This window comes from Halogranum roseipondis (assembly GCF_059695585.1).
The window spans coordinates 1990579-2005132 of the sequence record NZ_CM185235.1 but is presented as its reverse complement, the minus strand read 5'-3'; the positions used below and the strand labels follow the sequence as shown (position 1 = coordinate 2005132).

The window sequence follows — 14554 nt, the reverse complement described above, 5'->3', positions numbered from 1 at the left end:
AACCAGCAGTCGACCCTATCGATACATGTCACAGCTAACGATCGACACCCTCGTCAAGCGGTATCAGGACGGAACGAACAACGAAATCGTCGCGGTCGACGAGTTGAGCATCGACCTCGGCGAGGGCGAGTTCCTCGTCCTCGTCGGCCCCTCGGGCTGCGGCAAGTCCACGACGCTGCGCTGCGTCGCCGGTCTCGAGCCCATCTCGGAGGGGGCGATTCGGTTCGACGGCGAAGACGTCACCGGACAGACCCCCGAGGAACGAAACATCGCGATGGTGTTCCAGAACTACGCGCTGTACCCCCACATGACGGCGCGGGAGAACATGGCGTTCGGGCTGAAGATGACCTCGAACCTGTCGTCCGCAGAACGGACACAGCGCGTCGAGGACGCCGCCGAGATGCTCGGGATCTCGGAACTCCTCGACGACAAACCGAAAGAGCTCTCCGGTGGGCAACAACAGCGCGTCGCACTCGGCCGCGCCATCGTCCGCGAGCCCTCGGTGTTCCTGATGGACGAACCGCTCTCCAATCTGGACGCGAAGCTCCGGACGCAGATGCGGACGGAGATCCAGCAGCTGCAGTCGGAACTCGGCGTCACCACCGTCTACGTCACGCACGACCAGACCGAGGCGATGACGATGGGTGACCGCATCGCCGTGCTCGACGGTGGCGAACTCCAGCAGGTCGGTACGCCGCTGGAGTGCTACTACGAACCCGAGAACCTGTTCGTCGCGAACTTCATCGGCGAACCCTCGATGAACTTCTTCGCGTTCGAGACTGCGGGCGACACCCTGACAGACGGGTCGCTCACCTACGGCCTCTCGGGACCGCGACTGGACGCGGTCCGTGGCCACGACCGGGTGACGCTCGGCATCCGACCGGAGGATATCGACGTGGTCGAGTCGAGCAGCCCCCACTCTTTCACCGGCACCGTGCAGGTCGTCGAACCGATGGGCGACCAGAACTTCCTGCATCTGGACGTCGACGGGACCGAGATCACGGCCGCTGTCGACGGCGAGTACGACGTTCACGAAGGCAGTACACTCAGGCTCCGATTCCCCGAAGAGAAGATCCACCTGTTCGACACCGACTCCGGCGAGGCGATCGTCAACTGTCAGCGACACAATGCGACGATACCGACCGTCGCGGAGACGGGAGGTGAAGCGGCGTGAGCCTCAAACTCGCCGCCATCGGTCTCGGGCAGCTCTGCCTACACGAACTCGACGTCTACGACGAGATGGACGGCGTCGAACTCGTCGCCGGTGCCGACATCGCCGAGACCGGACGCGAGACGTTCGAGGATCGGTTCGACGCGCCGACGTACGAGGAGTACGAGACGATGCTCGCGGAACACGGCGACGAACTCGACGCGGTCAACATCGTCACGCCGCATACGCTCCACTACGAGCAGGCGATGGCGTGTCTGGAGCGCGATCTCCACGTCTTTCTTGAAAAGCCCCTTGTTACTGATGTCGACGCTGCACAGACTCTCGTCGAAACGGCCGAGACGCGAGGACTCGTCCTCGTCGTCGGCTATCAACGCCACTTCCATCCGGTCTACCAGCAGATCAAGGAGATAGTCGACAGCGGTCGACTCGGCGAGATCCACGCCGCGAACTGCTTCCTCGGACAGCACTGGATCCGGAAGTTCGGTGACGCCTGGCGGACGACCCCCGCACTCTCCGGCGGCGGCCAACTGTACGACTCGGGGTCACACCTCTTGGACACGCTCCTGTGGACGACCGAGACGACCCCGTTGTCGGTCGCCGCGACGATGGACTACCGCGACCACGACGTCGACGTCAACAGCGCGCTCTCGCTCACGCTCGAACGCGACGGGAGGCCGGTGACGGCGAGCGTCCTCGTCACGGCCGACGGCACGGAAGATCCCGGCACCTACGAAGGGCTCACCATCTGGGGGACGAACGGACGACTCACCTACAGTCGCGACAGCCTCACCGTCACCGAACGCGGCGGAGAGACCGAGGAGATTCCGCTGCCGGACGGCATCGACTTCAACTATCTCCTCGAGCAGAAGCTCACCGACTTCGTCGAAGCCGTCCGGGGCGACCACCCGCCGACCGTCCCCGGATCGTTCGGTCAGCGGGTCGTCGCACTCACCGAGGCGGCGTACGAGGCGTACGACACCCAGTCGACCGTCGACGTGAGCGAGTACCTCTACCAGGAATGCCAGACAGAGCCTACCCCCTGAGCTGTGACAACGTCGTCGCGCTCTCGGACGTGACCGAGACCGGGAGCACACTCGTCGGCAAGAACAGCGACCGCCCCCCCTTCGAGTGCCAACCGCTCGTCTACGACGACGGTGAGAGCCACGGGTCGAACGGGACGCTCGACCTCACGTATCGGACGATTCCACAGGCCGAACGGACGTACGCGACGCTCGGAGCTGCGCCGTACTGGTGTTGGGGGTACGAACTCGGGATCAACGAACACGGCGTCACCGTCGGCAACGAGGCCGTGTTCACCCGCGAGCTCGCGACCCGACTCGACGAACTGCCGGACGGGAAGAGTCCCGACGAGGCGGACGTCGCAGACGGGCTGCTCGGGATGGAGCTCGTCCGACTGGGACTCGAACGCGCCCGAACTGCCGAAGACGCGGTCGACGTCATCGCCCGGTTACTGGAGTCGTACGGCCAGTTCGGGTCGGCCGTCGCCGACGAGAGTCACGAAGACGGCGCGTACGACAACTCGTATCTCGTCGCGGACGCCACGGAGGCGTGGGTGCTCGAGACCGCGGGGCGACGCTGGGCAGCGAAGCGCGTCGGCGGCGGGACGGCCGCCATCTCGAACGAGTTGACCATCCGTCATCGCTGGGACGCCGGGAGCGACGACCTCGTGAGCCACGCCGTCGACAACGGCTGGTGGGACGCCGACCGCGAACCGTTCGACTTCGCGGCGGCCTACACCGACCCCGAGGTCCCCGCGCAGGTGTCGCGGATCCGACTCCAACGCTCGCGACAACTGCTCGAAGCGAGCGCACGTGACGGAGGAGTCGCCCGCGAGGACCTACAGAGCCTCCTCAGAGACCACTACGACGAGACGTTTCTGGACGGGCCGAAGTTCAACGCCGCGCTCCCCGACTTCCTCACGCTCTGTATGCACTCGTCGCCGGCGGAGTTCACGTGGGGGAACACCGTGAGTTCGGTCGTCTTCGACCTGCCGACCGACGACGGCGTCCCGACGACGTGGTGGACGCCGATACCTCCCTGTGTCGGGCTCTACGTCCCGTTCTACGTTCTCGGCGGCGAGGTTCCGGACGTCGTCTCGCGCGCAGGAACGGCCGAGCGGTCGGTGCGACCGCCGACCGGGGTCGCCCGCGACGAGTACCGAGACGGCTCCTACTGGTGGGAGTTCATGCGGTTGCTGCAGGCGGTCAAGGGTGACGACCACGGACGAGCGTTCGAACGGAACCACGCGATCGCACGGAGCGTCTTCGACGAGGTAGAACGGCAGTTCGTCGTGGAGGCCGCCGACGTCGAGCAGGAGGCGACAGAGCTGCTCCGAACTGGCGACCGCGAGGCGGCACGTACGCTACTCTCCTCGTTTACGGCCGACTGCGTCGCCGACGCACGGCGCGCCGTCGAGCGAGTCACCCGAATGGTCTCCTAAGCGGGAACTACTCGTCCGTCCCCGAGGGTCCCATCAACTGCCAGGCGTGGCTCACCCACTCGGTGTCGACGTCGAGCCACGAGTCGAACAGATAGTAGTGTACGAGCGAGTACACGGCGAGATAACCGACGACCAGGCAGCCGAACTTCTTGGCGACGTTGCTGAGCATACAAACGCTACGACCCCCCGACGCAAGAACGCTATGGTTCGATCCGTACAATACTCTACGCGGCTCCCCGCTCTCGACCGCGAGAACTCTCGCTGTTCGTCCGTGTCGGTTCCAACGACTTCTCGTCGAGCGTCTCTCGCGACTCGGACCGGAGACGACAGCCTCTGGTTGCGCTTTCCCCGTTCGAGCGGCCTCTCTGGGCGATAACCCTCTCGAACGGACACGATGGTCGGTGGGTGATGTCAGCGACGAATAATCGGAGAATCGAACTCGAGACGGCTCTTCACCACCGAAGACAGTTTCGTTGGAGAGTTGCCGGAGCGTGCAGTTCGACAGAGATGGTTGCACATCACCGTGTTCGGTGCGGTCCGCAGCACCGCGAGCGCGTCCCACCAGCGGGTGCGACGTTCGTCTCTCTCGGGAGCCAATCACACTCACCATCAGATTTAATGTATGGTGTTCACACTTGTTGTGTATGGACAGGCACACCGCCGAGCCGACAGCAGAGGCTCTCCCCGGTCCGAACGCGACGGAGTGGGTCGAGTTCCACACGAAACACGCCGCACCGAGCGAGTACTCCCACGAGTTCGTCTGGGACATCACCCGTGAGGCCGACGGACCGTTCGTGACCGACGTCGACGGCAACGTGCTGCTCGACTTCACCTGTCACATCGGTGCCGCGCCGCTCGGCTACAACAACGAGAAGGTGCTCGGGAAACTCCGCGAGTTCGACCTCGTCGAGCCGATGAAGATCGCCGGGCAGGACATGTACTTCGGCGCGGGCGAGACTCCCGAGGAGAGCGAGTTCCCCGGGTCGAGTCACCTGATGGAGAAGCTCTGTGACGTCTCCAGCCAGTACGGGATGGACACGGTGTTCCTCTCGAACTCCGGGGCCGAGGCGGTCGAGAACAGCATGAAGATCTCCTACGACAACACCCCACAGGCGAAGTACGGCTTCGCCTTCCAGGACAGTTTCCACGGGCGGACGTTCGGGACGCTCTCGGTGACGCGCTCGAAGGAGGTCTACACCCGCCACTATCCTGAGCTCTCCGGGATGCGGATGGTGCCGTTCTGTGACGACCGCGGCTGCAGCCCCGACAGCTGCGACTGTGGATTCTTCGCCGGCGAGGGCTCACAGCTGCGGACCATGCTGCATCCGAAGCACGGTCACATCAACCCCGAGGAGGTCGCGTTCATCGTCCTCGAACCGATCCAAGGCGTCGGCGGCTACCGCTTCCCCAGCACCGAGTTCATGCAGGAGGTCCAGGACGTCAAAGAGCAGTACGACATCCCGCTCGTCGTCGACGAGATCCAGTCGGGCGTCGGCCGCACCGGCGAGATCTGGGCGTCGGACCACTACCCGATCGAACCGGACATCATCGCCAGCGCGAAGGCGCTCCGCGTGGGCGCGACCATCTCCCGCTCGGAGCTGTTCCCGTCGGAGAAGAATCGTTTGGGATCGACGTTCGGCGGCGGCGACCTGCTCTCGTCGATGCAGGGCGTGTTCACGCTGGAAGCTATCGAGGAGTACGACCTCCTCGACAACGCGACCACCCGTGGCGAACAGGCCAAGGAGATGGTCCGCGACGCTGCCCCGGACTACGTCGAGGACGTCCGCGGGAAGGGGCTCATGCTCGCCATCGAGTTTGACACGCCCGAGCGCCGCGACGCCGTCGTCGAGGAGGCGCTCAAACGCGGGCTGCTCACGCTCGGCTGTGGCGCGAAGACGATCCGCCTGCTCCCGCCGCTCGATTCTACGGAACGCGAGATCGAACTCGGCGTCGGCATCTTCACCGACGCGATCGCCGCAGCGCAGTAGGCTCTCGTCGGCTCACGGACGATCTCTTCTCTCGCGGACGATCTCCTCTCCTGTCTCCGACGTCGTGCTCTCGAACCGGCCGACCGGACCGGACCGGAGAACTATCGTTCTCGCACGGCTACTGTGTGCATGGTCAACTTCCCACCCGAGTACTGTCCGTACTGCGGGACGGCGCTCTCGGCCGTCGACCCGCCGACGATCAGCCACTGTGACGCCTGTGACGACTACGTCTTCCACAACCCGACACCCGGCGGTAGCGTCGCCGTCGTCGACGGGGGACGTCTCCTCCTCGTCGAGGACTTCCGCGACCCCGGCGGCTGGAAACTCCCGAGCGGCCGATTCGAGGTCGGCGAGACGCCCCGGGAGGGCGCGATACGTGAACTCGAAGAGGAGACGGGGCTCTCCGTCGACCCCGCGGCGCTCACCTACTGCTACGACGCGACGGTCGAACCCGTAGAGGGGATGCAGTTGGTGACGATCACCTTCGCGACGACGCGCGCGGCGACCACGGGGACGCTCCGAGCGGGGTCGGACGCGACGGACGCACGGTTCTGGAGCCCCGCCGAGTTCGCCGCGTCGGACCACTCGTTCACCGAGACGCACGTGAAGCGGTTCGGCTCCGACAGTCTGTCCTGGTTGCACGGTGTCGCTCGGGCTGCGCTCGCAGCGGGAACCAACTCGGAGGCCGCGTCGCCGTCGGAGGAGTGACGCGACGGGGCGAGTCGACCCGACGTCGGGTCAGTCTAACGTCCCCGACGTGACGGTCACGCCGTCGAGCGCCTCGAGCGCGTCGACGACCGACTGGAGGTGGTCGGGACCGCTCCCTTCGATTCCCAGCCTGACGGGCGTTCGGTTCGGCTCGTCCGCTGCCGTCCGACGCGTTCGCTCCAGAACGTCCAGTTCGGCACCCTGTGACTCGACTGCCGTCGTCACGCTTCCGACGCCGGTCGGCCAGTCCGCGACGGCGACGTCGACGTCGGCGTAGCGACCGAGTTCCATCAGTCCGGCCCGCGCGAGTTCGCCGTGTTCGGTGAGGTTGACGTTCCCGCCGGAGACGACGGCGGCGACGTGTTCGTCGTCGACGTCGACCGCCCCGGACAGGAGCGCGGCGACGGGCGCGGCTCCGGCCGTCTCGACCACCGTCTTCGCCCGTTCTGCTAACAGCGTCAGCGCGACGCTCATCTCCGAGTCGCTCACCGAGACGACGTCGTCGACGCGTTCGCGGACGACTGCGAACGTCTTCTCCAGCAGGCGGGTGTCGGCGATCCCCTCGGCGACCGTGTCGATCTCGGGGAGTTCGCGGATCTCGTCGTGTTCCAGCGACGGCTTCGCGTGGTAGGCACCCTCCGGCTGGACGCCGATAACGCGGATCGAGGGATCGTGCTCCTTGAGGACGGTCGCGATACCGGAGATGAGGCCGCCGCCGCCGATGGAGACGAGGACGGTGTCCAGCTCGGGGAACTGGTCGAGCAGTTCGCGGGCCACCGTCCCCTGGCCGGCGATGACGCCCTCGTCGTTGAACGGGTGGACGAACTCCAGCCCCTCTTCCTCGGCGAGCTCCAGCGCGTACTCGTAGGAGCGTTCGTAGATGTCGCCCTCGACGACGACCTCCGCGCCGTAGCCCCGCGTCGCCTCGATCTTCGCCGCCGGCGTCACCTCCGGGACGACGATCGTCGTGTCGACGTCGAGGAGGTCGCCCGCGAGCGCGACGCCCTGTGCGTGGTTGCCGGCGCTGGAGGCGACGACGCCGCGCTCCTTCACGTCGTCGGGGAGTTGCGCCATCGTGTTGTACGCGCCGCGGATCTTGAACGACCCCGTTCGCTGCATGTTCTCGAGTTTGAGGCCGACCGACGCCGCGCCGCTCAGCTCGGCGAAGGTGGTCGAGACGTCGAGCGGCGTCCGGTGGGCGACGTCGGCGATGCGGTCGTGGGCGGCCGCCACGTCGTCGACGGTGACGACCTCCGGTGCGCTCGGGTCGCTCATCGCTCACCACCGACAGACAGCACGGCGTTCGTCAGCACGTCGACGCCGATCGAGAGGCTCCGCTCGTCGACGTCGAACGTCGAGGTGTGGTGGCTCGTCGGATGGTCCGTCCCGACGATGAGGTACGCCGCGTAGCCACCCGCCTCTTGGACGCGCTCCATCAGGAACGTGGCGTCCTCGCTCGCGCCGAAGTCGGCCGTCGGCGTCACCGTCTCGACCCCGTCGACGCCGCGGGCAGCGTCGGCGACGACGTCCACGAGTTCCGGGTCGCTGTCGGCGCGCGGCGACTCGCTGACGACGTCGACGTCGGCCGTACAGCCGTGCATCTCCGCGGCGGTGTGGAGCGTGTCGACGAGGTTCTCCTTCGTGTACTCCATCAGTTCCGTCGTCTCACCGCGTGCCTCGCCGAGGACGTTCACTTCGTCGGCGACGACGTTGCTCGCGGTACCGCCCTCCGCGCGGCCGATGTTGACTCGCGTCATCCCGTCGCTGTGACGCGGGATCGCGTAGGTGTTCTGGATAGCCGTCCCGAGTGCCTGCATCGCGTTGTCCCCCTCGTTTGGAGCCTTCCCCGCGTGAGCCGACGTCCCCTCGAACGTCGCGTCGACGTGGCACATCGCCAGCGGTCGTTCGATGCCAGCGACGACCTCGCCGGTGGGGTGGTCGAGGCCGACGTGCGCGGCAAGGAAGTAGTCGAGGTCCGCACAGTAGTCGCTCTTCGCCATCGGACAGCCGCCGCCGGAGACCTCCTCTGCGGGCTGGAAGAACACGGTGAACGTCCCTGCAAAGTCGCTGTCCTTGATCGCCTGGAGCACGGCGAGCCCCCACGTCATGTGGGCGTCGTGGCCGCAGGCGTGCATCGACTCGCCGTACTCCGAGCGGAACCCCTCGGCCGCCGGGAGGTGACCCCCGTCGGTCGACTCCTCGATGAACAGCGCGTCGATGTCGACGCGGAGGCCGACCGACGGACCCTCGCCGCGTTCGAGGACGGCGACGACGCCGGTGTTCCCCCCGGCCATCGTCTCCAAGAGCTCTTCGTCGGCCCCGCGCTCGCGTGCGCGGTCGACCCAACGTTCCAAGTCGTCTTCCCCGGGTGGGGCCATCCGGTCGGCCGGGTCGTACGCCTCGGGGCCGACCGCGAGGTCGTCGACGCCGATTCGCTCGATCTCCTCGACGAGGCGGTGAGTGGTGTAGAACTCCCGCCACGCGGGTTCGGGGTGTCTGTGGAGGTCGCGCCGTAACGATACCAGTCGGTCTGTGACCGGTGCGGACATATGAGCCACATTCACACTCGACACACTTAACTGTACACAGGATTCGTTGATGTCGAATACACAAAAAGACTAAGTTGAACAGTGACAATCACAGACTACGGACACGCGTCTCGCCAGACGCAGGTACGAGCTAACCATGAGTGAGCACGCCGACGTTGTCGTCCTCCGAGAGGGGACGGAAGGACTGTCGATGGAATCGTACGCCGACCAGCTGCGCGACCGACTGCCAGACGCGACGGTCGCGCTCGCCCGCACGCCGAAACAGGAGCGCGAACTCGTCGAGGACGCCCGCGTCGTCACGGGCAACTCCATCGACGAGGACCTGCTGGCGCGGGCGGAGAAGCTCGAACTGTTCGCCTGTACGTTCGCCGGGACGGACCACGTCCCGATGGACGAACTCGAGGCTCGGGGCGTCGCCGTCACGAACGCCGGCGGCATCCACGCGCCGGGCATCGCCGAGCAGGCCATCGGTAACATGCTCGTCTTCACCCGTCGCCTCCACGAGGGGTGGCGACGCAAACAGCAGGGGCAGTGGCGTCACTTCCAGTCGAACGAGTTCACCGACTCCACGGTGACGGTGATCGGACTCGGCTCGATCGGCCAGGCGGTCGTCCAGCGCCTGCAGGGGTTCGAGGTCGAGACGATCGGCATCCGGTACACCCCCTCGAAAGGTGGGCCGACCGACGAAGTGCTCGGCTTCGACGAGGACGACGTCCACGAGGCGCTCTCCCGGAGCGACTACGTCGTCGTCGCCTGCCCGCTCAACGACCTCACGCGAGGGCTCGTCGGGAGCGAGGAGCTAGCGACGATGCCGACCGACAGCGTCCTCGTCAACACCGCCCGCGGCGGCATCGTCGACACCGACGCGCTCGTCTCGGCGCTCCGTTCCAACAAGATCCGCGGGGCCGCCCTCGACGTGACCGACCCCGAACCGCTGCCGGCCGACCACCCCCTGTGGGGGCTGGAGAACTGTCTCGTCACCCCCCACACCGGCGGTCACACGCCGAAACACTGGGACCGACTCGCCGACATCGTCGGCGAGAACGTCGAGCGGCTCGGCTCCGGCGACGAGCTCGTGAACCAAGTGCTCGCCCCGGAGCAGAACTGACCGCGATGGCGACACAGGACCCCCGTCTGCAGGACGACGCGTCGGCCGACCCGGCCGCCGACGAGCGAGCGCAGTACGACTACACCGGCGGGTCGGTCGAACGGGAGGGACTCGTCGCCGACCTGCAGGCGCTCGTCGACGGCAACGTCCGCTTCGACGAGTACTCCCGACAGCTCTACGCGACCGACGCCTCCGCCTACGAGGTGACGCCGGTGGGCGTCGTCTTCCCGCAGTCGACCGACGACGTCGCCGCCGTCGTGGACTACTGTGCGGACCGCGAGATTCCGGTGCTCCCGCGCGGCGGCGGCACCAGCCTCGCCGGACAGGCGACCAACGAGGCGGTCGTCCTCGATCTGAGCGTCCACATGAACGAACTCGTCGACGTCGACCCCGAGGCTCGCGTCGCCGACGTCCAGGCCGGCGCGGTGCTCGCGGATCTGAACGCGACGCTCGAACCGCACGATCTGAAGTTCGCGCCCGACCCGGCCGCCGGCGACCGGAGTACGGTCGGCGGTGCGATCGGCAACAACTCGACGGGCGCACACTCGCTGAAGTACGGCAAGACCGACGCCTACGTCGAGGAGGCCGAGGTCGTCCTCGCCGACGGTTCGGTCGCGACGTTCGGCGAGGTGACGCTGGAAGAGCTCCGCGAGCGGGCCGACGCCGACGGCGACGTGGAGAGTCGGATCTACGCCGCGCTCGCGCACGTCGTCGACGAGGAGGCCGAGACGATCCGCGAGGTCTACCCTCAGCTGAAGCGTAACGTCTCCGGCTACAACCTCGACCGACTCGTCCGGGAGGCCGAGTCGGGGTCGGTCAACCTCGCGCGCGTCTTCGCGGGAAGCGAGGGGACGCTCGGCGTGGTGACGGCCGCGACCGTCTCGCTCGAACCGGTGCCCGAGACGAAGTCGGTCGCCCTCCTGACCTACCACGACCTGCTGGACGCGATGGCCGACGTCGACACCATCGTCCGCAACCACGACCCCGCCGCCGTCGAGGCGATCGACGACGTCCTCCTCGATCTCGCCCGCGACACCGAGGAGTTTGCGGAGGTGGCGGCGATGCTCCCCGAGGCGACCGAGACGGCGCTGCTCGTCGAGTTCTACGCCGAGGACGCGGACCACGGCCGACAGCAGGTCGCGGACCTCGTCGCCGACCGTGTACCGTCCGCGACGCCGAGCGTCGAGGGCGACGCCGACGCGGACGACGACGTGGACCGTCCGGCCGACGACCCCGCACGCGCCTTCGACGTGTTGGAGGCGTACGACGCCGAGGAGCGGGCGACGCTCTGGAAGCTCCGCAAGAGCGGGATGCCGATCCTCCTCTCGCGGACCACCGACGCGAAGCACATCTCGTTCATCGAGGATACGGCCGTCCCGACGGAGAACCTCGCGGACTACGTCGCCGACTTCCAGACGGTGCTCGACGAGAACGACACGTTCGCGTCGTTCTACGCCCACGCCGGCCCCGGCTGTATGCATATGCGGCCGCTCGTCGACACCAAGAGTCCGGCGGGGGTCGCTCAGATGGAGTCCATCTCCGACGCCGTGACCGACCTCGTCGTCGAGTACAACGGCTCCGTCTCGGGCGAACACGGCGACGGCCGCGCTCGGACGCAGTGGAACCGGAAACTGTACGGCGAGGAGGTCTGGCAGCTGTTCCGCGACCTGAAGACCGCCTTCGACCCCGACTGGCTGCTCAACCCGGGGCAGGTCTGCGGCGACGTCGACATGACCGAGAACCTCCGGTTCGGCGGCGACTACGACTTCGACGCCGGCTTCGACCCGGCGCTGAACTGGCGGAACGACAACGGCTTCCAGGGGATGGTCGAACTCTGCCACGGCTGCGGCGGCTGCCGCGGCCAGCAGGAGACGACCGGCGGCGTGATGTGTCCGACCTACCGCGCCGCCGAGGAGGAGAGCGTCGCCACTCGCGGTCGGGCGAACATGCTCCGGCAGGCGATGAGCGGCGACCTCGACGAGGACGCCGTCGACACCGAGTTCATGCGCGAGATCATGGACCTCTGTGTCGGCTGTAAGGGCTGTGCCCGCGACTGTCCCAGCGAGGTCGACATGGCGAAGCTGAAAGCCGAGGTCGAACACGCCCACCACGAGGAACACGGCGCCGGCCTCCGCGAGCGACTGTTCGCCAACGTCGACACGCTCAACGAACTCGGGTCGACGTTCGCGCCGCTGTCGAACTGGGCCGCGAAGGTGCCCGGCGCACGAACGGTGCTGGAGAAGACCGTCGGCATCGCCGAGGAGCGGTCGCTGCCGACGTTCCACCGCGAGAGCTTCGAGGAGTGGTTCGAGGCCCGCGGCGGACCGCAGGTGCCCGCCTCGGAGGCGACGCGGAAGGTGCTACTGTTCCCCGACACCTACACCAACTACAACCACCCCGACGCGGGGAAGGCTGCCGTCCGAGTGCTCGAGGCGGCGGGCGTTCACGTTCGCCTCCCCGAGGGCGTCACCTCGACCGGCCGCCCGGCGCACTCGAAGGGCTTTCTCGACCTCTCGCGGGAGCGGGCGGCGACGAACGTCGACGCGCTCGCCCCGCGGGTCGCAGACGGCTGGGACGTCGTCCTCGTCGAACCGTCCGACGCCGTGATGCTGCAGTCGGACTACCTCGACCTGCTGTCGGGGCGTGACGTCGAACGCGTCGCGGCCGCCACCTACGGCGTCTGCGAGTATCTCGACCGGTTCGAGTTCGGACTCGAGTTCGGCTCTGATTCGACGTCTACCTCGCCGGCGACCGATGCCGGCTCGGCATCTACCTCACCGGCGACCGATGCCGGCTCGGCATCGCTCACTTACCACGGTCACTGCCACCAGAAGGCGACGAAGAAGGATCACCACGCCGCCGCGGTGCTCGCCGACGCCGGCTACGACGTCGACGTGCTCGACTCCGGCTGCTGTGGGATGGCCGGCTCGTTCGGCTACGAGGCCGAGCACTACTCGATGAGCAGCGCCATCGGCGAGATCCTCTTCGAGCAGGTCGACGACAGCGACGGCGAGGAGGTCGTCGCCCCGGGTGCGTCCTGCCGGACGCAACTCGGCGACCGCGAGGGCGGCGAGACGCCGACCCACCCCATCGAGAAGGTCGCCGCGGCGCTCGGAAACTGAGTCGCGTCTCCGATCTCGCGGCTGTCCGTTCGGGGGTTCACCGCTGTCCTCTCGTCTCTCCGTTTCTCTCCTCTCACCGCTGTCCGCATCGCTCGTCGTCGACCGTCGACAGCAAAAAAAAAGCAGCAGCGGCGTCCGAACCGACCCGTGGCGTCAGGGCCAGAGGCCGCGCGTCGCTTTGGCCGTCGCGACGCGGTTGAGCGCGACGACGTACGCGGCGTCGCGCCACGTCACGTCGCGCTCTTCGACCTCCTTCCGCACCGCGTTCCACGCTTTCAGCATCTCGTCTTCCAGCTCCTCGTGGACCCGGTCGAGCGTCCACTGGCGGCGGTTGATGTCCTGTAGCCACTCGAAGTACGACACCGTCACCCCGCCGGCGTTGGCGAGGATGTCCGGGAGGACCGGGATCCCGCGTTCCTCGAAGATGGTGTCCGCCGCGAACGTCGTCGGCCCGTTGGCGCCTTCGACGACCAGGTTCGCCTGCACGTCGTCGGCGTTGTCGGCGGTGAGCACGTTGCCGACGGCCGCCGGGATGAGCACGTCGACGTCGAGTTCGAGCAGTTCCTCGTTGCCGAGTTTCCGCGGTGCGTCGTAACCCGAGACCATCCCAGGACGCTCGTCGTGGCCCATCACGTCCTTGGTGTCGAGGCCGTCGGGGTCGTAGATCGCGCCGTCGACGTCGGAGACGGCGACGACCTTCGCGCCCCACTCGTCGAGCGCGCGGGCGGCGTTGGCACCGACGCTCCCGTACCCCTGGACCGCGACGGTGGTGTCCTCGATCTCCCAGTCGTAGTAGTCGATCGCCTCCCGCGTGACGATGGCGACGCTGCGTCCCGGTGCCTCCTCGCGGCCGTACGACCCACCGATGACCGGCGGCTTTCCGGTGACGACGCCGGGCGTGGTCTCACCCTGCTGCATCGAGTAGGCGTCCATGAACCACGCCATCGTCTGGGCGTCGGTGCCCATGTCGGGTGCCGGAACGTCCTGTTTCGGTCCGACGACGTCGCGGAGTTCCTCGGCGAACCGGCGGGTGAGCCGCTCTTTCTCCTCGTTGCTCAGCTCCTTCGGGTCGACGGCGATGCCACCCTTCCCGCCGCCGAACGGGATGTCCATGACGGCGCACTTCCACGTCATCCACATCGAGAGGCCGATACACTCGTCGGCGTTGACCTCGGGGTGGTAACGGAGGCCGCCCTTGTACGGGCCACGGACGTCGTCGTGCTGGGCGCGGAACCCCGTCAGCACCTCCAGCTCGCCGTCGTCGCGCTTCAGCGGCACGGAGACGCGCTGGACCTTCGTGGGGTGTTTGAGTCGCTCGACGACGCCGTCGTCGACGTCGACGTGCGTCGCGGCACGTTTCAGTTGACGGCGCGCGGTGGTGAGCGCCGATTCGGTCGCCTCTTCGCTCTCTGTCGCGTCGACGTCTTCTGCGGTTGATTTGGACATG

At 67.2% G+C, this 14554-nt stretch carries 11 protein-coding genes; 7 read left to right on the top strand and 4 right to left on the bottom strand.

Annotation, left to right across the window (positions count from 1 at the left end; all coding sequences use genetic code 11):
* Window positions 1–25: 25 nt before the first annotated feature.
* Genes EOHIBHHM_RS10455 through EOHIBHHM_RS10445 form a run of 3 tightly spaced genes read left to right on the top strand, consistent with a single transcriptional unit; the run spans window position 26 to window position 3632 of the window.
* Window positions 26–1174 (top strand): ABC transporter ATP-binding protein, encoded by a 1149-nt coding sequence (locus tag EOHIBHHM_RS10455; RefSeq protein ID WP_497250275.1) that lies wholly within the window; start codon window positions 26–28, stop codon window positions 1172–1174.
* Window positions 1171–2214 (top strand): Gfo/Idh/MocA family protein, encoded by a 1044-nt coding sequence (locus EOHIBHHM_RS10450; RefSeq protein ID WP_497250274.1) that lies wholly within the window; start codon window positions 1171–1173, stop codon window positions 2212–2214. The genes EOHIBHHM_RS10455 and EOHIBHHM_RS10450 overlap by 4 nt, the downstream gene beginning before the upstream one ends.
* Window positions 2190–3632 carry a C69 family dipeptidase gene (locus EOHIBHHM_RS10445; protein WP_497250272.1) on the top strand — a complete coding sequence of 481 codons (1443 nt, stop codon included), beginning with the start codon at window positions 2190–2192 and terminating at the stop codon, window positions 3630–3632. Before EOHIBHHM_RS10450 ends, EOHIBHHM_RS10445 begins: the two co-directional genes overlap by 25 nt.
* A gap of 7 nt (window positions 3633–3639) precedes the next feature.
* Here EOHIBHHM_RS10445 and EOHIBHHM_RS10440 read toward each other — a convergent pair whose 3' ends face one another.
* Window positions 3640–3801 (bottom strand): hypothetical protein, encoded by a 162-nt coding sequence (locus EOHIBHHM_RS10440; RefSeq protein WP_497250270.1) that lies wholly within the window; start codon window positions 3799–3801, stop codon window positions 3640–3642.
* 475 nt (window positions 3802–4276) lie between these two features.
* On the opposite strand from EOHIBHHM_RS10440, the gene EOHIBHHM_RS10435 reads away from it, so the two are divergent.
* A complete protein-coding gene (locus tag EOHIBHHM_RS10435) occupies window positions 4277–5620 on the top strand; it encodes an aminotransferase class III-fold pyridoxal phosphate-dependent enzyme (protein WP_497250268.1) in 1344 nt (447 codons plus the stop codon).
* A gap of 129 nt (window positions 5621–5749) precedes the next feature.
* Complete coding sequence (locus tag EOHIBHHM_RS10430) at window positions 5750–6328, top strand: NUDIX domain-containing protein (protein WP_497250266.1); 579 nt, start codon at window positions 5750–5752, stop codon at window positions 6326–6328.
* A gap of 30 nt (window positions 6329–6358) precedes the next feature.
* On the opposite strand, the gene ilvA is transcribed toward EOHIBHHM_RS10430, so the two are convergent.
* Both ilvA and EOHIBHHM_RS10420 read right to left on the bottom strand, forming a co-directional pair.
* On the bottom strand, window positions 6359–7603 hold the full coding sequence (ilvA, locus tag EOHIBHHM_RS10425; RefSeq protein WP_497250264.1) for a threonine ammonia-lyase: 1245 nt from the start codon (window positions 7601–7603) through the stop codon (window positions 6359–6361).
* A complete protein-coding gene (locus EOHIBHHM_RS10420) occupies window positions 7600–8877 on the bottom strand; it encodes an amidohydrolase (protein ID WP_497250262.1) in 1278 nt (425 codons plus the stop codon). The genes ilvA and EOHIBHHM_RS10420 overlap by 4 nt, the downstream gene beginning before the upstream one ends.
* Before the next feature lie 136 nt (window positions 8878–9013).
* On the opposite strand from EOHIBHHM_RS10420, the gene EOHIBHHM_RS10415 reads away from it, so the two are divergent.
* Complete coding sequence (locus EOHIBHHM_RS10415) at window positions 9014–9985, top strand: D-2-hydroxyacid dehydrogenase (RefSeq protein ID WP_497250260.1); 972 nt, start codon at window positions 9014–9016, stop codon at window positions 9983–9985.
* Window positions 9986–9990: 5 nt separating this feature from the next.
* Entirely contained in the window at window positions 9991–13107 is a 3117-nt protein-coding gene (locus EOHIBHHM_RS10410) for an FAD-binding and (Fe-S)-binding domain-containing protein (protein WP_497250258.1), read from the top strand.
* Between the two features lie 153 nt (window positions 13108–13260).
* Here EOHIBHHM_RS10410 and gdhB read toward each other — a convergent pair whose 3' ends face one another.
* On the bottom strand, window positions 13261–14553 hold the full coding sequence (gene gdhB / locus EOHIBHHM_RS10405) for a glutamate dehydrogenase GdhB (protein WP_497250256.1): 1293 nt from the start codon (window positions 14551–14553) through the stop codon (window positions 13261–13263).
* Window position 14554: the final 1 nt, after the last annotated feature.

What these genes read in the sequence shown, in the direction of transcription:
- EOHIBHHM_RS10415 (WP_497250260.1), top strand. Translation starts at nt 9,014, where the DNA reads ATGAGTGAGCACGCCGACGTTGTCGTCCTCCGAGAGGGGACGGAAGGA.
- EOHIBHHM_RS10435 (WP_497250268.1), top strand. Translation starts at nt 4,277, where the DNA reads ATGGACAGGCACACCGCCGAGCCGACAGCAGAGGCTCTCCCCGGTCCG.
- EOHIBHHM_RS10455 (WP_497250275.1), top strand. Translation starts at nt 26, where the DNA reads ATGTCACAGCTAACGATCGACACCCTCGTCAAGCGGTATCAGGACGGA.
- gdhB (WP_497250256.1), bottom strand. Translation starts at nt 14,553, where the DNA reads ATGTCCAAATCAACCGCAGAAGACGTCGACGCGACAGAGAGCGAAGAG.
- ilvA (WP_497250264.1), bottom strand. Translation starts at nt 7,603, where the DNA reads ATGAGCGACCCGAGCGCACCGGAGGTCGTCACCGTCGACGACGTGGCG.
- EOHIBHHM_RS10445 (WP_497250272.1), top strand. Translation starts at nt 2,190, where the DNA reads ATGCCAGACAGAGCCTACCCCCTGAGCTGTGACAACGTCGTCGCGCTC.
- EOHIBHHM_RS10440 (WP_497250270.1), bottom strand. Translation starts at nt 3,801, where the DNA reads ATGCTCAGCAACGTCGCCAAGAAGTTCGGCTGCCTGGTCGTCGGTTAT.
- EOHIBHHM_RS10420 (WP_497250262.1), bottom strand. Translation starts at nt 8,877, where the DNA reads ATGTCCGCACCGGTCACAGACCGACTGGTATCGTTACGGCGCGACCTC.
- EOHIBHHM_RS10430 (WP_497250266.1), top strand. Translation starts at nt 5,750, where the DNA reads ATGGTCAACTTCCCACCCGAGTACTGTCCGTACTGCGGGACGGCGCTC.
- EOHIBHHM_RS10410 (WP_497250258.1), top strand. Translation starts at nt 9,991, where the DNA reads ATGGCGACACAGGACCCCCGTCTGCAGGACGACGCGTCGGCCGACCCG.